19 protein-coding genes are annotated in these 18900 nt (G+C 65.1%); 4 read left to right on the top strand and 15 right to left on the bottom strand.

Features of this window, described 5'->3' with window-relative positions; all coding sequences use genetic code 11:
* Positions 1–70: 70 nt before the first annotated feature.
* The 5 genes from IEY49_RS03190 to IEY49_RS03170 form a co-directional block, all read right to left on the bottom strand.
* On the bottom strand, positions 71–1024 hold the full coding sequence (locus tag IEY49_RS03190) for a class I SAM-dependent rRNA methyltransferase (RefSeq protein ID WP_189004502.1): 954 nt from the start codon (positions 1022–1024) through the stop codon (positions 71–73).
* Between the two features lie 91 nt (positions 1025–1115).
* Positions 1116–2033: a phospho-N-acetylmuramoyl-pentapeptide-transferase gene (locus IEY49_RS03185; RefSeq protein WP_189004501.1), complete on the bottom strand. Its 918-nt coding sequence runs from the start codon at positions 2031–2033 to the stop codon at positions 1116–1118.
* Between the two features lie 346 nt (positions 2034–2379).
* Complete coding sequence (locus IEY49_RS03180) at positions 2380–2859, bottom strand: hypothetical protein (protein WP_229780615.1); 480 nt, start codon at positions 2857–2859, stop codon at positions 2380–2382.
* Between the two features lie 47 nt (positions 2860–2906).
* Entirely contained in the window at positions 2907–3548 is a 642-nt protein-coding gene (locus tag IEY49_RS03175; RefSeq protein WP_189004498.1) for a GNAT family N-acetyltransferase, read from the bottom strand.
* A 117-nt stretch (positions 3549–3665) separates the two neighbouring features.
* A complete protein-coding gene (locus tag IEY49_RS03170) occupies positions 3666–4103 on the bottom strand; it encodes a 23S rRNA (pseudouridine(1915)-N(3))-methyltransferase RlmH (RefSeq protein ID WP_189004496.1) in 438 nt (145 codons plus the stop codon).
* 126 nt (positions 4104–4229) lie between these two features.
* On the opposite strand from IEY49_RS03170, the gene IEY49_RS03165 reads away from it, so the two are divergent.
* The 4 genes from IEY49_RS03165 to pfkA all read left to right on the top strand — a co-directional run bounded on the left by IEY49_RS03165 (position 4230) and on the right by pfkA (position 6942).
* The gene (locus tag IEY49_RS03165; RefSeq protein ID WP_189004494.1) at positions 4230–4658 is read left to right on the top strand and encodes a hypothetical protein; all 429 of its coding nucleotides are present in this window, start codon (positions 4230–4232) and stop codon (positions 4656–4658) included.
* Complete coding sequence (locus IEY49_RS03160) at positions 4655–4885, top strand: hypothetical protein (RefSeq protein WP_189004492.1); 231 nt, start codon at positions 4655–4657, stop codon at positions 4883–4885. The genes IEY49_RS03165 and IEY49_RS03160 overlap by 4 nt, the downstream gene beginning before the upstream one ends.
* Positions 4878–5837 carry a 16S rRNA (cytidine(1402)-2'-O)-methyltransferase gene (gene rsmI / locus IEY49_RS03155; RefSeq protein WP_229780599.1) on the top strand — a complete coding sequence of 320 codons (960 nt, stop codon included), beginning with the start codon at positions 4878–4880 and terminating at the stop codon, positions 5835–5837. The genes IEY49_RS03160 and rsmI overlap by 8 nt, the downstream gene beginning before the upstream one ends.
* A 67-nt stretch (positions 5838–5904) precedes the next feature.
* Positions 5905–6942: a 6-phosphofructokinase gene (gene pfkA / locus IEY49_RS03150; protein ID WP_189004491.1), complete on the top strand. Its 1038-nt coding sequence runs from the start codon at positions 5905–5907 to the stop codon at positions 6940–6942.
* 69 nt (positions 6943–7011) lie between these two features.
* Here the strand turns inward: pfkA and IEY49_RS03145 are convergent, their stop codons facing one another.
* The 10 genes from IEY49_RS03145 to IEY49_RS03100 form a co-directional block, all read right to left on the bottom strand.
* Positions 7012–8166, bottom strand: a complete 1155-nt coding sequence (locus IEY49_RS03145; RefSeq protein WP_189004489.1) for a branched-chain amino acid ABC transporter substrate-binding protein — start codon at positions 8164–8166, stop codon at positions 7012–7014.
* A 289-nt stretch (positions 8167–8455) separates the two neighbouring features.
* Positions 8456–9523 (bottom strand): cell division protein FtsZ, encoded by a 1068-nt coding sequence (gene ftsZ, locus IEY49_RS03140; RefSeq protein ID WP_189004824.1) that lies wholly within the window; start codon positions 9521–9523, stop codon positions 8456–8458.
* 167 nt (positions 9524–9690) lie between these two features.
* Positions 9691–11007: a cell division protein FtsA gene (gene ftsA, locus IEY49_RS03135; protein WP_189004487.1), complete on the bottom strand. Its 1317-nt coding sequence runs from the start codon at positions 11005–11007 to the stop codon at positions 9691–9693.
* Complete coding sequence (locus IEY49_RS03130) at positions 11004–11789, bottom strand: cell division protein FtsQ/DivIB (protein ID WP_189004485.1); 786 nt, start codon at positions 11787–11789, stop codon at positions 11004–11006. Before IEY49_RS03130 ends, ftsA begins: the two co-directional genes overlap by 4 nt.
* Positions 11790–11816: 27 nt before the next feature.
* Positions 11817–12698, bottom strand: a complete 882-nt coding sequence (locus IEY49_RS03125; RefSeq protein ID WP_189004483.1) for a UDP-N-acetylmuramate dehydrogenase — start codon at positions 12696–12698, stop codon at positions 11817–11819.
* Positions 12695–14122 carry a UDP-N-acetylmuramate--L-alanine ligase gene (gene murC, locus IEY49_RS03120; protein ID WP_189004822.1) on the bottom strand — a complete coding sequence of 476 codons (1428 nt, stop codon included), beginning with the start codon at positions 14120–14122 and terminating at the stop codon, positions 12695–12697. Before murC ends, IEY49_RS03125 begins: the two co-directional genes overlap by 4 nt.
* A 61-nt stretch (positions 14123–14183) precedes the next feature.
* Positions 14184–15332 (bottom strand): undecaprenyldiphospho-muramoylpentapeptide beta-N-acetylglucosaminyltransferase, encoded by a 1149-nt coding sequence (gene murG, locus IEY49_RS03115; protein ID WP_189004481.1) that lies wholly within the window; start codon positions 15330–15332, stop codon positions 14184–14186.
* Between the two features lie 88 nt (positions 15333–15420).
* Positions 15421–16194 carry an AIM24 family protein gene (locus tag IEY49_RS03110; RefSeq protein ID WP_189004479.1) on the bottom strand — a complete coding sequence of 258 codons (774 nt, stop codon included), beginning with the start codon at positions 16192–16194 and terminating at the stop codon, positions 15421–15423.
* A 530-nt stretch (positions 16195–16724) separates the two neighbouring features.
* Positions 16725–17885, bottom strand: a complete 1161-nt coding sequence (locus IEY49_RS03105) for a pyridoxal phosphate-dependent aminotransferase (protein WP_189004478.1) — start codon at positions 17883–17885, stop codon at positions 16725–16727.
* 213 nt (positions 17886–18098) lie between these two features.
* Positions 18099–18719: a class I SAM-dependent methyltransferase gene (locus IEY49_RS03100; RefSeq protein WP_189004476.1), complete on the bottom strand. Its 621-nt coding sequence runs from the start codon at positions 18717–18719 to the stop codon at positions 18099–18101.
* Positions 18720–18900 lie beyond the last annotated feature (181 nt).

Raw genomic sequence — 18900 nt, 5'->3', positions numbered from 1 at the left:
TAGAAAACGAAGTGAGGCGAGGCACGAACCCCGCTGTGAGGTCCTGACTAGCGGCTTCTCAGGCCCCTGCTCAGTCCAGGGTCCAGGCCTGAATTTTCAGGTGACGCGCGCCGGGATAATCTTCCCCCGCTGTCAGGCGACTGGTGACCCGCCCGGAGCGGCCCGCCTGACCCAGCCCGGTCTGAATCATGCGCCCGAATGCTTCTGTGCCGACGCCCCCGTGGTTGAGCAGGGCCAGCACCCGCCCGCCCGGCGCTACTACCGCGGCGGCCAGGGCCACCAGACGCCCGTAATCCTTCTCGGCCCGCCAGATGCCGGTCTTGCCGCGCGCAAAACTGGGTGGGTCCAGCACCACCAGATCAAACCGGTCTCCGCGCCGCTGAAGGCGGGCGAGCCATTCGAACACGTCCCCATACAGAAAGTCCGTGTCCGGGGCACTCAGACCGCTCAGGTCATAGTTGTCCTGACCCCAGCTCAGGACCCTCCGTGACAGGTCCACGTTTTTTACCGTCTCGGCCCCGCCCAGCGCCGCACTCAGGCCAAAACCGCAGGTGTAGGCGAAGGTGTTCAGCACCCGGGCCGGCGCCGAGGCACGTACATACTCACGGGCCGGCCGGGCATCCGTAAACAGACCGGTGCTCAGGTCGCCTCCGGGCCGGATCAGAAAAGGCACGCCGCTTTCAAGCGCCGTGACCTCGGATCGGGATTCTCCCCAGACCGGGTTTGGAGGGGACAACCACTCGCGCGCCACATTGGCGGTGTGGCGGGCCTCGACCGGCCGCCGCTTGAGGTACACGCCCGCCAGCCCGGCCGCCTCGGCGCAGCGCGTGGCAAGCTCCGTTTCTTCCTGCGCGCTCAGGTCCTGATAGAGGCTGAGAACTCCAGCGTCACCGGCGATATCCAGCGCGAAGGCTCCACCGGTTTCGGTGGTGTGGACGCCCCGGTAGATGGTCGTGCCCTGGGCACTCAGGTGGGCTCGGTGGCCAAGCAGGGAGACCAGATCTGGAACTTCGGGGATGAGCACGCTGCCGAGTCTACGCCTGCAGAACACTCGGCCCACGAAAAGGAACCGGGCCTGAAGATCATCTTCAGGCCCAGGACATCTGTGGGGTGCGCTAGGGCCGGGCGCCCAGCAGCCACCATACGGCTGCCGTCGCCACGGCTGTGATCACCCAGAACCGGATCGTGACGTGGGTTTCGGGCCAGCCGCTCAGTTCGAAGTGATGCTGGATGGGGCTCATCCGGAAAACGCGCTTGCCACGCGTCTTGAACGAGATGACCTGAATCATCACGCTCAGCACCGCAACGACCGGAATAATCGCGGCAATGGGCAGCAGCCAGATGTCTGCATACAGGATGTAGGCTCCAGCCGCCACCGCACCTATGGCATGTGACCCCATATCACCCATGAATACCCGGGCCGGATGCGCGTTGAACCACAGGAAGCCCAGCAGGGCCGCGACCAGCAGCGCCGAAACCGGCGAGAACGCCAGCAGCGGCAGCAGCACGATGATTGCCACGCCGCCCAGCAGGCCGTCGAGACCATCGGTGAAGTTAAAGGCATTGACGCTGCCGACCATGACCAGCGCCACCAGGATCACGTCAAGGACAGGGCCCAGGCTGGGCACAAGCTCGTGGCTGGCCAGAGGCGCTGCCAGCCACGCAAAGACCAGGGCAACCAGAAACTGCAGCGGAAACTTCTCACGGGCCAGCAGTTCCTTCTTGCCGCTGCCCCGCATCCGCGACTGTATTTTCAGCCAGTCATCGACGCCACCCACCACGCCCATGGCCAGTGCCGTAAGCATGATCAGCAGTTCGCGTTCACCGCCCCCGTTGCCACTCAGGTACAGCGGAAAGAACACCAGAGCCATGGCCAGCACAAACGCCACCCCGCCCGCAGTCGGCGTCCCCTCTTTCACCAGATGGGTCTGCGGGCCGTCCTTGCGAACCGGCTGACCCCAGCCACGCGCCTTGCTGACGCGGATAAACAGACCCACCAGGAACCACGACAGCAGCGCGGTGACCATCAACACTGTGTGGTCACCTGCGTCGCACCTTCGAATGCATGCCTCATCTCAATCGGCGAGGTTACCACGCCCCACCGTCGTGCGGATGCGCCCGGTCCGTGTCCGGGACGATGGCCCGTCTCATCCTAAAGCTTCTTCCTAAGTAGTCAACCGTGGCTGACTATCAGCTCGTGCATGTGCGGCCTCTGGAAGTCTGGCCTGACGTGCTTCTGGCGGGCCTGGAATGCCGAGTACCTGTCAGGTCAGGCCCCGCCGTGCCGCACGGCCCGGTCAAGCGGAGCGCCCCATTCAGACTGGACTTGCAAGCAAACAGCCTCTGACTGGGCAGAGGCTGCATCGATACCGCCTAAGCTCAGTTCGCCATGTAACGGATAAAGTCGCGCATGCTGTTCACACACGAGCTGGCTTCATGCTGGGCGCTGCTTCCGGTAACGGTGCGCAGAATTCCCTTGTCGCTGAGGTACAGCTGGGAGACCCGGTACTTCACACCGGCCGATTCAAAGCTGTAGGCCGCCAGAACACTCCAGACACCGGCTCGGTCCACCGGCTGCGCCACCACTTCGCTGAGCCTCTGGGCGCTGCCCTGACGGATCAGCGTGGTCTGCAGTTTTTCGGCGAACGTGCGCGCCTCTGCTACAGAACGGAAGACAGGAAAAGCCTGACCATGGCGTTCCTCGCGCAGGACGCAGGCTCCTGCCGGGTCAATCCACTCCTGGGCGTTTCCATTGACAGGTGTCCAGCCATTGAGAGGAACAACCAGGGCGCCGGCCACACCGGATATACACAGAAGCGCGGCAGACACAAGGGCAGTCAGGGTGCGGCTCACAGGCATCACCTTCTCAGGCTATCAACTGGACTATGGCAATCTTGTGGTGAATTTCATTTTCGGCTCATGATCTGGGACACCCGGGTGTCAAGTCCTGCGCGGATAGCCGGCCACTCTGCCTGCAAGACGCTGAACACCACGCTGTCGCGGCCCAGACCATCGGGGCGGACCTGATACTGCCGCAGCGTACCTTCGCGCACCGCGCCCAGCTTTTCCATGGCGCGCAGACTCCGCTCGTTGCGCAGATCCACCTTGAACTGCACCCGACCGGCACCCAGTACCTCAAAGGCCCGGGTCATCATCAGCAGTTTGGCCTCCGGATTCACGGCAGTGCCCTGCGCGGCAGGCAGCAGCATGGTTCCTATCTCTGCCCAGCGGTCGGCCACCCTGATCTCGCTGTAGCTGATCCGACCCACCACTTTGCCCCCATCGTTCAGGCGCACGGCAAAATTCACCCGGTTTGGCAGGGCGTTCAGGCGACCTATGAATGCGGCCCAGGCCTCGTCTGTGGCGGCCTCCGGACCTCCACGCGCCAGAAACCGCAGGGTGTCGGCGTCAGCCCCGGAATTCAGGTCTGGGGCGTGCTCCTCACGCAGGGCTTCCAGGGTGATGACCCGGCCCGTAAGGACCGGCGTGCGGAACCATTCCTCGGCGGGTGCAGGGGCTGCAGGAAAGACCGGGGCGCTTGTGCTCATGCCGACTACTGTAGCCAGCCGGAAAGGGGAGAAGACGCAGTTCGCTGGTTCTTTTTGCCGGGTCACGGGAGTTTCAAGTTTCATTCTGGATAGACCGCCTGCTCAGGCGCGGGCGGGTCAGCGGTGGTAGGGTTCGCCCGCACTGATGGTCGCCGCGCGGTAAAGTGCCTCCAGGAGCACCACCATCGCGAGATCATGTGGCAGGGTCAGCTGCCCCAGACCCCACAGCAGATGAGCGCCAGAACGCAGTTCATCGGTGTGGCCGTCCGGTCCCCCAATGGCAAACGCGAGTTCTCCCACGCCTCCGACCGCCTGGGCGTCAAGGTAGGCGCTCAGGTCCGGGGACGCGAACTGCCGGCCACGCGGATCGAGCAGCACCAGGGGGGCTTTGCCGGCCGCGCGCCGCACCGCCTCGCTTTCCAGGGCCTGCGTCCGGCCCGCGACGCGTGTGACCTGCAGCTTGTGGTAACGCCGCAGCCGTTTCTCGTATTCGTCCCATCCCAGCCGGGCATAGGCGAGTTTGGGTTCTCCTACAGTGATCAGGTGCAGCCGCACATGCTGATGCTATAGGAAGCCTTGAGCCACCCGGGGCTGCCCCGCCGTTAAACTGTGCCGTATGAAGACTGCCACCTGCATCTGGTGCCCGGCCCCGGGCCGCGGCGCGGCACGCCGGAGGTGCCTTTGAACTACGCGGCGACTCTGGCGGTGCTGGTGGTTCTGGCCTTCTGCTTTCCCCTGACCGTCCGGCTGGGGGCTCAGGTCGGGGTGCCGGAGGCCATTATGGCCACCACGCTGGGAGCACTGCTGACCTTTACCTCGACCGCTTACCTGGTCCGCTGGCAGGTCCGCCATCACCGTTTCCAGCTTGAGCAGCTGGAGGCCGCCCGTTCGCAGGTCCGGTCCGACCCGGACAACCCACGGTCCTATTTTGTGCGTGGTGAGCATCTTGGGGCTATGCTGCTGCGCCAGGGCAGGCGGAGGGAAGCAGCCGAGGTGATCGACCGCTATGCGCGGCTGGGTGGAGCGCGCGAGTCAGAAATTGTTGCACTGCACGAAGCACTGTCACGCGCCGAGCGTCGGCAGCGCCGCGCGCAGGGGAGGGAAGCATGAGGGCATACAAGGGCATCGTGGAAAATGGCGTGGTCGTGGTGGTCGGCGCACGTCTCCCGGAAGGCACAGTCGTCACGGTGACCGTCGGCGAGGGTGAACTGCTGCGGGCCAGAATCACCAGTGTGCTCAAGCGTCCCCGCAAGATCAGGGTCCGGCTCAAGCCGACCCCGGGCCTGGCCATGGAAGCCGGGCTGGACGGCAGCGCAACGCACACAGACCATGACTGAGCCCGCAGGCCGTGATCCAGACACGGACCAACCTGAACTGGAGTGGCCGGAACCGGACCCACCGGACCAGGGGCTGGCTGATTCCCAGTGGGCTCCACAGCTGCCCGAAGCGACCTCGCCCATTCCGGACGGTCCCCGGGTGTGGCTGGTGCCCACGCCGGTCGGCAATCTGGGTGACATCACCCTGCGCGCCCTGAACGTCCTGCGGGCTGCCGACGCCGTGGCCTGTGAGGACACCCGCCGGACAGGCGCCCTGCTGTCCTACCTGGGCATCCGCCGTCCCCTGGTGCGCCTTGATGCCCATACCATGCACCGCGCGCCTCAGGTCCTGGAGCGCCACGCCCGTCTGGCCTATGTCAGCGACGCCGGGACGCCGGGAATCAGCGACCCGGGCGCCGAACTGGTGCGCGCCGCCCTGGATGCCGATATTCCCGTGGAGGTGCTGCCAGGGGCCACGGCATTTGTGCCGGCCCTGATCCTCTCGGGACTGCCCGGTGCCCGGTTTACCTTCGAAGGCTTTGTGCCGCGGTCGGGCCGGGAACGCAAGGCGCGCTTCGCCCTGATCGCGGCCCGCGCAGAAACCAGCGTGCTGTATGAAAGCCCTCACCGGCTGCACGCCACGCTGACGGATCTGGCGGCCGCCTGTGGCCCCCGGCGCCCCGCCAGCGTGACCCGGGAACTGTCCAAGCGCTTCGAGGAAACCCGCCGTGGTCCCCTGGAAGACCTCGCACAGCACTTCTCCGGCCCGGTCAAGGGAGAACTCGTCGTGGTTGTCGAGGGCCGCCCTGAGGGAGCAGCTGAACTGACACAGCCGGTCACGGACCCCGCGCAGCAGGCACGGGAATGGGCCCAGGCTGGACTGGGGGTCAGGGATATACGTGACCGCCTGACTGCCCAGGGTTTGCGTAAGAATGACGCTTACGCCCTGGCCCTGCAGGCCACCCAGAACTGACTGCTGCACCGCACGAGTGGCGTCCTGTTTGTTCCCGTAAGCCCACCCCTGAAAAGAGAGTGTCACCATGACAGAGCATCCGACATCCCCCAACCCCACCGCTGTCCCTGGCCAGACCGCCCGCCCTAACCCTGCCGGAGTGCGCCGGCTCGCCGTGCTGACCAGCGGCGGTGACGCGCCCGGCATGAACGCCGCCATTCGGGCCGTCGTGCGGACCGGCACCCAGCAGGGCATTGAAATGATCGGCGTCCGCCGTGGATTCTCGGGTCTGCACCGCGGCGAACTTTCCGTAATGGGCGCGCGCGACGTGGCTAACATCATCCAGCGGGGCGGGACGGTTCTGCTGACCGCACGCAGCCGGACCTGGCGGACACCTGAAGGCCGCGCCAGTGGGGCCCAGGTGCTGCGCGACTGGGGCGTGGACGGCCTGATCGTGATCGGTGGTGACGGCAGCTTCCACGGTGGCCACTACCTGCAGGAGGAACACGGTATTCCTGTTATCGGCATTCCAGGAACCATCGACAATGACCTCTACGGGACCGACCATACTATCGGGTATTTCACGGCCGTGGAAACGGCGCTTGACGCCGTGGACAAGCTGCGCGACACCGGAGCTTCGCATGAACGCATCTTCGTGATCGAGGTCATGGGCCGGCACGCCGGGCATATCGCACTGGACGTCGCCGTGGCAGGAGGCGCCGAAGAGGTGTTTATCCCCGAGGACGAAAAACCGGTCGCGGGCGTCGTGGAGATCGTCAAGGACAGCGTGGCCAAAGGCAAACGTGGCAGCATCATCATCGTTGCCGAGGGCTATGAGGGCGGCGCGCAGGGAGTGGCAGACGCCATCGAGGCCGGCACCGGCCTGGAAACCCGGGTGAGCATTCTGGGTCACATCCAGCGTGGCGGCTCGCCGGTGTCCAGCGACCGGATTCTGGCCAGCCGCCTGGGAGAGGCCGCCGTTTACGCCCTGATGGAAGGCCGCAAGGGTGTCATGGTGGGCCGCGGAGCCAGCGGCATCATCTACACGCCACTGCAAGAGACCTGGGAAAAGCGCAAGGACGTGAGCCGTGACCTGTACCGCTGCGCGATGACCCTCAGCATCTAGGCCCCCTGGGATTCAGGCTCAGAGAAAGCAGAATGGGCCCGGCGACCAGTGCCGGGCCCATTCTGAAAATCAGGACTTGCCTGGTTTGACAGCAATGGACGTGCTGAGCTTGACCTTACCATCGCCGACCTTCATGACGTACAGGGTTGCTGCCTTGCGGTCACCCACGCTGTTGAAGCTGGTTTTACCCGACAGCAGGCCGCTGAAGGTGCCCTTGCGGACCGCCCGCTCCACCTGGGTACGGCTGGGCAGCTTGTTGCCGTTGCTCCGGGCCGCATTCAGGACGCCCTGCAGGGTGACCTTGGCGGCGTCATAGCCAAAGACCGCGAAGCCCTGGGCCGGCTGCTTGAAGGTCTTCTGGTAAGCCGCTGCAAACGATTTGGCCGCCGGCAGCGCCTCGACCGGAGCCGCACCCGTGGTGAAAAAGACATTCTGGGCGCCCTTGCCGGCGATCTGCAGAAGTTCCTGGCTGTCCAGGCCGTCTCCGCCAACAACCGGGACCGTGACCCCGGCTTCGCGCAGCTGCTTCAGGAACACGCCTACCTGGTTGTAGATGCCCCCGAAGTAGATGGCGTCGGGCTTCTGAAGCCGGATCTTGGCCACAATGCTGGAGAAATCGCTCTTCTCCTCGGTGCCTTCGTTGGTGATCACGCGCACACCACTGGCCTTGAGGGTCCTCTCGACTTCCCTGGCCAGACCTTCGCCGTAGGCGGTCTTGTCGTTCAGGATGTAGACCTTCTTGGCCTTCAGCCGGGTTTTCAGGAACTGGGCGCCGGCCGGACCCTGGGCGTCGTCACGGGGCACGATCCGGTTCATGTTGCTCAGGCCACGGTCGGTGACGTTATTGGCGGTACTGGCCGAGCTGACCATCGCCACGTGGCTGGCCTGCAGGGCGGCGCTGGCAGGAATGGTGACACCACTGTTGAGCGCGCCCACAACCGCCAGGACCTGCCGGTCCGCAGCGATCTTTCGTGCAGCGGCAGTTCCAGTGGCCGGATCCGCCTGGTCATCGAAGGGAACGAACTGCAGGTCAAAACCCAGCTTCCTGAACTGGGGCTTGTACTCGGTGACGGCCAGCTGAATGCCGTTGCGGGCCTGCATCCCGATGGCACTCTGGCCGCCGGACAGGGGAGCGAGGCTGGCGATTTTGATGGTGGTCAGCGCATTGGCACTGCTAAGGCTCAGGGCACTCAGCAGAAGAAGCGTCAAAGGTGTGCGGGGCATGGATCCTCCAAAATGAGGGCGGTAGGTCGGGTGGCGATTGTTGCCCGGGCGGCAACGCTGAACAGAATGAGGGGCTTGTTCCTGCAGGCAGCCGTAACGTCTATGCATCATCCCCTAGCAGCCGACGACGGGAACAGCCAGGGTAGACGACAGGCCTGTCTGCAATCTGATGCCGGGGTCTCCATCTCGCTGCCCGCTCCTGCTGCCAATGGTCCGGACGTGCCGGGCCACCCGGAACAACTTAGCGGCCACGCATCAAGGTGTGGCCGCTTTTGGTGTCTGTCAGGATTCAGTCGATGTTTCGCAGAAACGCCGGGATATCGTAGTCCTTGGGGTCATAGCTGCTGCTGCCACCGCGCTTGGCAGTCACGATGGTTTCCAGACTGCTGCCCCGACCGCCAATACCGCTGGCAATGCTCACCGGCGTGTCGTTGAAGCCTGTAGCGATCACCGTGACACGCACTTCGTCTCCGGCGGCTTCGTCCGGCGTGATCCCGAAGAGGATGTCGGGCTCCTCGAAGCCGGTGGCTTCCCGGATCTTCTCGACGATCTCGTTGGCGTCGGTCATGCTCAGGTCGTAGCTGCCGGTCACATTGACCAGGATGCGCCTCGCCCCCTCAATGCCGCGCTCCAGAAGCGGGCTGTGGATCGCGCTCATGGCCGCCTCGTCGGCGACTTTCTCTCCGCGCCCGGCGCCGATGCCCATCAGGACAGTGCCGCTGTTGGCCAGCAGGTTACGCACGTCGGCAAAGTCGAGGTTAATCATGCCCTCGACATTGATGACATCGCTGATGCCCTTGACGCCGTAGTACAGCACCCGGTCGGCAATCAGAAACGCTTCGCGGAACGAGACTTTCTTGTCCACTGCGGTAAGCAGTTTTTCGTTGTTCACCACAATCATGCCGTCGACGCGCTCAGCCAGCTTGCTGATGCCTTCCTCTGCCACGCGCAGGCGCTTGGGCCCCTCGAACTTGAAGGGCCGGGTCACAATCGCCACCGTGAGAATGCCCATTTCTCGGGCAATCTCGGCGACCACGGGGGCGCTGCCAGTACCGGTGCCGCCGCCCATTCCGGCGGTGATAAACAGCATGTCAGTACCGTCGAGGTACTCCTTGATGCGTTCACGGTCTTCCAGGGCAGCTTTCTCGCCCACTTCCGGGTCGGCACCGGCGCCCAGACCACGGGTCAACCGGTCTCCCAGCTGAATGCGGATCTCGGCGTGGCTCTTGGCGAGCACCTGAGCGTCCGTGTTCCCGGCAATGAACTCCACACCTTCGAGTCCCGATTCAATCATGCGGTTCACGGCGTTATTGCCGGCTCCGCCCAAGCCAATCACGCGAATTCTGGCCGCTTGCATCATGTCTCCTTCGTCACAGGGGCACCCTGAAAAGGAGCCCGCCGGATTTCAACTCGGGGTAGTTTAGCGCACGATACCCTACCTGCCGAACTGACTCCTGCCGGGTTACTCCATAAAACGCAAAAGCCCCTGACCGGCGGAGGTCAGGGGCCTTGGAGAGGCGGACTTTACATCCAGTCCTTGAAGGCATTCCGAAGGCGGTCTACCAGGCTCACGCCTTCTTTCTTGGGGGCCGGCGTGCCTGTGGCAGCGGTGGCAGGAACAGCCGGCAGCGGAGCGGGAACATCCACCGGAGGCGCGCTCTTGGGCTCTTCCTGAAACACGATATGAGGCACCTTGCCGTCCTCGCCGATGCCGTACAGCACCAGTCCTACACTCGCGGCGTGGGTCGGCCCGTTGACGATATCGGTCAGGCCGCCAATGCCACGGGGTCGGCCGAGTCGCACCGGCAACCGGAACCGGTCCCGCGCCAGATCACTGGTGCCGCGCAGCAGCGCGGCGCCGCCGGTCAGGACCACGCCCTGGGCAACCAGTTCGACCGGACCCAGCGTGTGATCGATTTCGTCGCGGATCAGGCTGAAAATCTCCGAGAGGCGTGGCTTGATGATCCGCGACAGTTCAAAGGCGCTGATGGCATGGGTGCTGCCCGACGCCGTGGTGATCTCCAGGGTCAGGTCCTGATCGGCCAGCTCAGGAATGGCCGCGCCGTATCTGCGCTTGACGTTCTCGGCTTCCTCCATGGGGATCTTAAGGATCTGCGCCAGGTCAGCCGTGACGTGCTCCCCCCCGATGGGGATGCTGGCGCTGTGGGCCAGGTTGCCGCGCTTGAACACCCCGATATCGGTGGTGCCGCCGCCCATGTCGACCACGATGACCGTCTGAGACTGTTCGGTGGCTTCCAGCGTGGCCAGCCCCGAGGCCAGGGCATGCAGCACGAAGCCCTCGACCTGTACCCCGGCTTCCTGCACGCAGCGGCGCAGGTTCAGCAGGGGTCCGGCGGTCCCGGCCACGATATGCACATCCACTTCCAGACGGACCCCGTGCATGCCGACCGGACTCTTGATGCCCTCCTGGCCGTCAACGACATACTCCTGCGGCAGGGTGTGGATGATCTCAAGATTTGGATCGAGCGGGACTGCACGCGCATTCTCGATGGCGCGGTCCACGTCGGAAACATTGATTTCCTGATTGCGGCGGATGGCAGCCAGACCATGACTGGTGATGGCCTTGGCATGGTTGCCGGCTACCGTGACATACACCGAGTCGACCTGCACACCGCTGACGCGTTCCGCTGCGGCAATCGACTGCCGGATGGCGTGGGTGGCCCGCTCCAGGTTGACGACGCTGCCACGTTTCATGCCTTCACTGGGAACGGTGCCTTCGCCGATGATGTCGACACCGCCGCCCTCGGCAAGCTCGCCGATCACGGTGGTGATTTTGGTGGTGCCGATGTCCAGGCCCACGATGATCGGATTGTCTTTCATTCCTGGACGCTCACCCCCCAAGGGTAGATGTTAAGGTTCTTGTCTGGGTACATGCTAATGCTTCCAGCATACTTCAGGAGCGCCTGCACGTCGCCACTCCACACTGATCCGGCCGCGAAATTCACTTTCAGGCCGGAAGGCGAATACATAACCGATTTCACATTGTAGCGGCCGAGTGCCCGCATCACCGTCAGGGCGTCGGTAAGGCGCGCGGGTCCCCATCCCTGAATGACGGGCAGGCTCAGCGGGGCACCGGTCTGGGGCAGAGCTGTGCCGTCTGTTGCCACCATTACCGTCTTTGCGTCGGGGCGTTTCCAGATGGCCACCGGCTTACGTTCGGTCACCTGAATTTCCACCTGATCCGGGAAGCGGCGGGTGACCACCGCCGACTGGACCCATGGGCTGGCCAGCAGGCCACGCGCGCGCCAACTGCCGTAATACAGCCAGCCGAACTCGGGGGCTATGCCGGCCAGCTCACGCACCTGCGCGGCACTCAGGCGCTCATTGCCGCGGACGGTAATCTGCCGGACCGGAAGCAGCATCCAGGAGGCCACCAGCGCCGCGGCCAGCGTCAGCCCCCCCAGGAAAAGTGCCCAGGGAGGCCGCCGACGTGGTGAGCGAGACAGGAGCTCGTCCGGAGGGGACTCGACGGGACTGGCCACCAGATCTGCTTGTGCCGGTTCGTCCGAGGCCGCTATACCTGGAGTTGCTGATCCCGGGGATGACGATATGCGGCGGTTGCCCCGGCGCCCCGAGGGCCCGCCCGGCGGTTGGGTGGTCACGCGGGACTCCTCAGGGTCAGCGGCATATCAGAGTTGCTCCGGCCACAGCTCGTACTCCAGTTCCATGGGCACGCCCACCCGTCCCCGGATCACGTCCAGCAGCGCGTGGACGTCCGCCGCAGTGGCTCCGCCCAGATTCACGATGAAGTTGGCATGCTCCGGCGCGATCATCGCGTCCCCAATGCGGGTGCCCTTGAGTCCGGCGTCATCGATCAGTTTGCCGGCGCTCACCCCACCTGGATTCTTGAAAGCACATCCCGGCGTCTTCATCTTGGGCTGGCCCTTGCGCGCCTGGTCGGCCGCGTCCATCTTTTCCAGCACAGCGGAGGGGGTGCTGCGCCGCAGCTTGAGACGTACCCGCGAGACCACGTGGCCGCGCGGAATGCCGCTGTTGCGGTAGCCCCACTGCAACTCGTTAGGCGAGACCTGACGCATACCCTGTGGCGTGACGATCTCGATGGTATGCAGGCCGTCGAACATTTCGCCGTACCGGGTGCCGGCATTCATCCACACCGCTCCGCCGACCTGAGCGGGAATGCCGACGGTACCTTCCAGGTTGGAGAGGCCAGATTTCTGCAGGGTACGGATCAGGCCGGGAAGCGGGACGCCGCCCCCGACCCAGCCGGTCACGACGCCGTCACCTGCGCTGAGGCGCGGGTCCGGTTCCAGGTCACGCTCGGCCAGTGGGCCCACCAGGCGGATCACCCGTTCGGATACCCCCTGATCTGCGATCACCAGATTGCTGCCGCCGCCCAGGACGCGGTAGGGAGCTTCCATCGCCTCGGCCAGCTGGGCGTGATCCCCCACGAACCAGACCTCCGCTGGGCCGCCGACGCCCAGGGTGGTGTAGCGCGCAAGGGCCTGCCGCTCCACGCGGGCCCCCGTCCGGCTGAGAGACACAGCGCTCACAGCGCCACTCCGGCCAGTTCGCGCGAAAGCTTCCAGACGTCGCCTGCGCCCATGGTCACGATGATGTCCCCGGATGTAGCGGTGTCGCGCAGCGCTCGCAGCACGTCCGTGCGGTCCGGCAGATAATGCACACCCCGGTGCCCCTGCTGGGCCATGCGCTCAGAGATCAGGGTGGCGTGAATGCCCTCGATAGGGTCTTCGGACGCCGCGGCGATATCCAGAAGCAGCACCTCGTCTGCATCCATCAGGGCGTCGGCCAGCCGGGGCCAGCTTTGCTGGGTCCGCAGATACCGGTGAGGCTGGAAGACTACCCGGACGCGCCGCCCGGTCTGCCGGGCGGCCTGCACCGCGGCCGCGACCTTGGTGGCGTTGTGGGCATAGTCGTCGATGACCAGTGCACCATTCAGCTCGCCTATCCTCTGCCAGCGGCGTCCGGGGCCGCTAAATTCAGCCAGGGCGCGCGCAGCCGGGGTGAACTCGCCGCCGTACAGATGCGTCACCGCCAGCGCCGCCAACGCGTTGAGCACGTTGTGCACCCCTGGAAGGCCCACCCGTGCTTCACCCAACGCCGCGCCGCTCCAGAGCACCGTAAACGAGGTGCCGTCAGGGTCGGGGCGCAGGTTCACCGCCCTGTAATCGGCGCCGTCGGCCTGACCATAGGTGAGGCGCTCTTCGGCCCCCTGACACAGCGCGTCCAGGCCCGGCCAGTCCGCGCAGTACAGCACCCGGCGGGATTGACCCACGAAGCGTGCGAAGCCGGCGTGCTGCTCCTCGACCGTTTCCCAGTACGTGGCCTGATTTCCGCCCACGTGGTCGTCCTCTGCATTGGTGAATACGGCGGTCTCACAGCCGAGTTCGGCGAAGGCCCGGTCGGACTCATCAACCTCAGCCACAAAGGGCCCAGCGCCCACCCGGGCGTTGCTGCCAAACTCCGGGACAATGCCGCCCACAAAAGCAGACGGGTCCAGCCCGGCTCCCTGCAGGGCCACCGCGATCATGCTGGTGGTCGTGGTTTTACCGTGCGTGCCGATCACCCCGACACCGGGCCCGGCACGCAGCAACTCTTCAAGCAGGCCCATCCGGGGGCGTACCTGCACCCCGGCCTCACGCGCGGCGACCATCTCAGGGTGGCTCTTGGGCACCGCCTCGGAGGCGACCAGCACGTCCACATCGGCCACGTGGGAGGCGTGGTGCCCCACCGCCACAGTGATGCCTTCATGCTCCAGTTGCCGGGTCAGATCAGAGGCGGCCTCGTCGCAGCCGCTGACATGGTGGCCGCGGGCTTTCAGCAGACGCGCAAAGGCGCTCATGCCAATGCCGCCCACGCCCATCAGGTGGTAGTGCAGGGGAGTTTGGGTCTGTGAAGAGGGCGGCCCGGTCACCGCCGCCGCAGCGGATTGGGAGGTCCCGGGCGCACCGGACATGGTGGGCTGCTGGGAATCGGTCTGGTTGGTGGGAAGGTCAGTCATGGGTAGGGGGGTGAACTCAGGAGTGGGGCAGGTGCTGCTCGATCAGGTCCGCGAAACGCGCAGCGGCCCCCATCTGGGCACGCGCCAGTGCTGCATCGCGCATGGCCATGCGGGCCCCCGGCTCGGCACACTCTAACACCGCTGCCCCCAGGGTCTCCTGAACGTTCTTCTGCTCCACCACGCGGCCCGCGCCGGCCTGCTGAACACTGATGGCGTTGTGGTACTGGTGGTTTTCCGACGATTCCGGAAGGGGAACCATGACCAGCGGGACCCCATGAAACGCGGCCTCGGCCAGTGTGCCGGTGCCAGCGCGGGTGATGGCCAGATCAGCCGCCACCCAGGCCGCCACGGTGTCCACGTAACCGACCGCGTGATACCACTCCAGGTCGCGGACCCGCGGAGCGACGTCCGCCAACCAGCGGGGCCCGGTCGAGTGCAGCACCTGCACGGCGGCGCCGCCGGCCTGGGCGTGGGTGAAATCCAGGTCGATCTGTCCGGGCTCCATGCCCAGGCCGCTGAGCAGCCCCTCGTTGCCGAGAATGTTGCGCAGCGTGTCGGGCACGTTGTTGTTCAGGAACAAAGATCCCTGCGAGCCGCCCATCACAAAAATGGTCAGCGGTCCGGCTTGCAGCCCCAGGCGCCGCTGCGCTTCCTGACGGGCCAGGCGCTCCTCGCGGACCGGCATGCCGACCAGCGTGCCCTTTCCCGCCGGCAGCCCCAGCACCTGTGCGTAGGCGGTTCCCACCGCCCGGGCGCGGCCCACCGCTACGCGCTGGGTCAGGCCGAGTCGGGCATTCTGCTCGTGCAGCACCGTCGGTATTCCCAGGCTCTGTGCCGCCAGGACGCCGGGCAGGCTGGCAAACCCGCCGTAGCCGACCACCAGCGCCGGGCGCCGGGCCTGCAGCACCCGGCGGGCCTCAACCACGCCGCGTACCGCCCGGAGCAGCTCACGGGGGTCGGGGCGGCCCTGTCCGCTGCGGGCCAGCTTTCCGGCATCCACACCCTCGAACGGCAGGCCCTGCTCAGCCGCGACCCGCTCCTCCATGCCGCCGCGCTGGCCCAGCAGCAGCGCTTTGTGTCCCCGTGCCATCAGTTCCCGCGCTGTGGCCACCGCCGGATAGATATGCCCGCCGGTGCCTCCCGTTGCCATTACGACCAGACTCATTGAGCCCGAGTGTAGAGTCTGGCTGTTGAGGGGATACGCGAAGGGGGCGCAGCATGCAGATGTGCTGCGCCCCCTCGCAAACAGGTGTTCAGTCGAAGATGTCGCCGATGGTGCGGCCGATGCCTCCGCCGCTGTGACCGTCGCTGTCGCCACCCAGGCCCTGGTCGAACTCCTCGTAGGGCTGCACCACCACGAACCCGTCGCCCTGGAAGACCATCTGGTAAGTCTCGCCGCCGCCCCGGCCGAACATGCTGCGCAGCGAGGCGTCCATGCGCAGCTGGGGCTGCAGGTTGCCGCTCCAGGCGATGGTGGCATTGGGATCGGTGAAGACCGGCTCGTTGGGGGTCACGCGCAGGGTCAGGGGTTTGCCGTGGCTCAGGATAGCCACCAGGCCGTTGCCCTGGACCCGCACGCTGAACAGCCCGCCGGCCGCCATGCCGGCAGCGCGGCGCTGCATGGTGATGTCGTACTGCACGCTGTCCTCGAAAGCCAGCAGGTCGTTGCCGTTGACGTTCAGGCTGTCTCCGGCCAGGCGCAGAATCTGGACTTCCTTGCCCTGATCCGCCAGATAGGCCACGCCACGTCCCTCGATCTTGGCCAGCGGGCTCATCTCCTGACTCACGGCGCGCTTGAGCGCTTTCATCAGCCCGCCTTCCAGCGTGCCCTCACGCTTGAAGCTCAGGTTGCCCTTGTAGGCCACCATGGCGCCCAGCTTGCTCCAGATGCGGCCATTGACCTTGACCTCGAGCATCTTGCTGCTTTCGAGCTCAAACACCTCGCCGGGATTGTCCCGTTCGGCGGTCTGCGCCAGAAATTCGCGGAGGCTGTACGTGCCGTCACTGCCGGGTTGCATATTTGTCATACGTTCCCAGAGTACGCGCATCCGGCGAATGAGGTTCCGTGGCAGTCCCGACGGGCTGGAGGGCCAGTGGGGCGTGCGACTGTTCTGCAGACTGTAGCTGACTCATGACTTCATCGGCGTGCGGCGCAGCGCGGGGCTCCTGCAGACGGGCATGGATACAACAGCTGCCTCCCTGGTATGCAGGGGTTCGGTCCAGCGCGTAGATGCCCAGTGCGTGAATACAGTGCCAGAGCGCGACCAGACACATCATCGGACCCGGTTTGCCACCTCCCCAGACCGGTAGGTAAAGGCTGGGGGCACCCCGTGTACATCTTTTCAGTCAAGTGATACGTCTCCCGTCTGACCCGCGCATGGACCTGACGAAAGGCTGGAACGGCAGAACTGTCTTGGTCGCCCCGGGAAGGGTTGAACAGTGTGAGTTTGCCCAGGGTGAATCTGATGACCATGACTTCGCCCAGAGGACCGGCGGACCTTGAGATCCACAGTGCTCGCCGGGCTCGCAGAAATCGTGAATCCCCACGCCGACCTTGTTATGTCAGGGTGCCCAGTCGGCGCAGCACCTCGTGGATGTTCTCCAGGCTGGTGGCGTAGCTCAACCGGACCTGACCCGGCGCGGCAAAGTCGGTGCCGGGCACCACCGCGACCCTGGCCTGATCCAGGATGATGCGGGACGCTTCCAGTTCGTCAGCATGGATGGACGTGGTGTCGGCCATCACGTAGAAGGCTCCCTGTGGCGTAGGGGTGTGCAATCCCAGGCTGTTGAGCCCGTCGACGATCACATCACGTCGCTCACGGTACGCCCGCCGGGCACTCTCGACGAACTGACTGGTCAGCTCATGCTGCACCAGAGCCGCCAGAGCGGCAGCCTGGCTGACACTGCTGGCGTTGCTGGTGCTCTGGGACTGCAGGGCATTCATGGCCGCGATAACCCTTTTCGGTCCCCCTGCATACCCGATGCGCCAGCCGGTCATGGCGTAGGCCTTGCTGGCGCCGTTGACGGTCAGGGTGTGCTCCGGGGCATAACGGCCGATGCTGACCTGTTCGGCGTCGTACACCAGATGTTCGTACATCTCGTCCGTGACGATACTTAGGTTGTGCTGCTGGGCAATGTGTGCGACGGCCTGCAGCACCTCAGGCGAAAACACGGCGCCGGTCGGGTTGCCAGGACTGTTCAGCACAATCATGCGGGTGCGGGGGGTGATACAGGCTTCCAGAGCTTCCGGGTCCAGCAGAAAGCCACTGTCGGGCGAGGTCGGCACGAGCACAGGCACCGCACCGGTCAGCGCGACCATCTCCGGGTAGCTGACCCAGCAAGGCGCAGGGATCAGCACCTCGTCTCCGGGGTTGAGCAGTGCAAAGAAGGCATTGAACAGGGCCTGCTTGCCGCCGCTGGTCACAGTCACAGCGTCCGGGGCGTGGTCGAGCCCGTTTTCGCGGCTGAATTTCTGGCTGATGGCCTCCCGCAGTTCCGGAGTTCCACTGACCGGGGTGTACTTCGTCTGCCCGCTGCGGATGGCCCGGATCGCCGCCTCTTTGATGTGCTCGGGTGTGTCGAAATCCGGTTCGCCTACGCTCATGCTGATCACGTCCACGCCGGCCCGGCGCAGCTCCAGCGCGCGGCTCGTGACGGTGACCGTGGCCGAGGGCTTGAGGCTCAGGGCACGCTGGGATAGGGCAAAAGGGCCGCTCATCCTCTGAAGGTACAGGTACCGGTAGACATGGCAGTGCGCCTGGGCTAAGTGTCTGGTCAGCTGCGCGGCGCGGGGCGGTATGAAACAGGATTTCCCGTTCCTTGCCCGGGTGCCCTGAGCAGAATCTTCGCGCCTCCTGACACCTGCCCGCGCATGCTGCCAGAAAGAGACTTATCGAGCTAGACCGTGGCTCCACCCAACGGCGTCGGATTCTCAGCGGCGAAAGGCTTTGAGACACGTCGCACCGTAGGGAGCGGTCGGATCATGGGTCGGCTGGTCAACCTCAAAACCGCCTGCTGTCAGCAACGTCATGATCTGCAGGTCCGTGTACAGCCTGAAACCATGAGCCTGCAGGTCTTCCATGGTTTCGGCCGTGTGATAACCCAGAAGAAGCCGGCCTCCAGGCTTTAAAACCCGGTGAATTTCCTTGATGGCCTGTTGCGGGTCAGGCCAGAAATAGATGGTGTTGACGGACAACACGGCGTCAAACCGGCTGTCTGTGTACGGAAGGTCAGAAACGTCTCCCTGGATTACCTCGGCACGGCCCCTGCGGATCCAGCGGCGGCATCTGCGGCCGGCCTGCGCGACTATCAGTCCGGACGGATCTATACCCGCCACAGCCCCGCACTGAGTCTGGCCGGAAAGATGTGCAAGGGTTCTGCCGGTCCCGAACCCGACTTCCAGGATCTGTTCTTGCCCTGCAGGTGCCAGCTGCTGGACCACCAGCTGATTGAGCCGGTGATTTTCCCATTCCATGAGCAGGCCGGTCAGCCTGCCAAGTATCCCTGCAGGGTGGCTGAACTGACGGGCCACTTTTTCCTTAAGCCCAGGCATGGGCCCTCCAGGCACACGCCCCCCATGGCTGCACCATCCGGAGGCAAAAGCATTTGCCCAGCCCTTCCGGAAAGGCAGCGCCAGGTGGAGCGTCCGGGCCATCTGGCGCTTCAAACTGGCCAAGGGGACAAGGTCCGGCGAGCTGCTTGGACTCCACACCAGCGGTCCTCATAGCGCCCGC

Origin of the sequence: Deinococcus malanensis (genome assembly GCF_014647655.1) — a bacterium.
Classification (GTDB): domain Bacteria; phylum Deinococcota; class Deinococci; order Deinococcales; family Deinococcaceae; genus Deinococcus; species Deinococcus malanensis.
The sequence above is the reverse complement of the archived record's forward strand: the minus strand, read 5'-3'. Positions and strand labels throughout refer to the sequence as shown.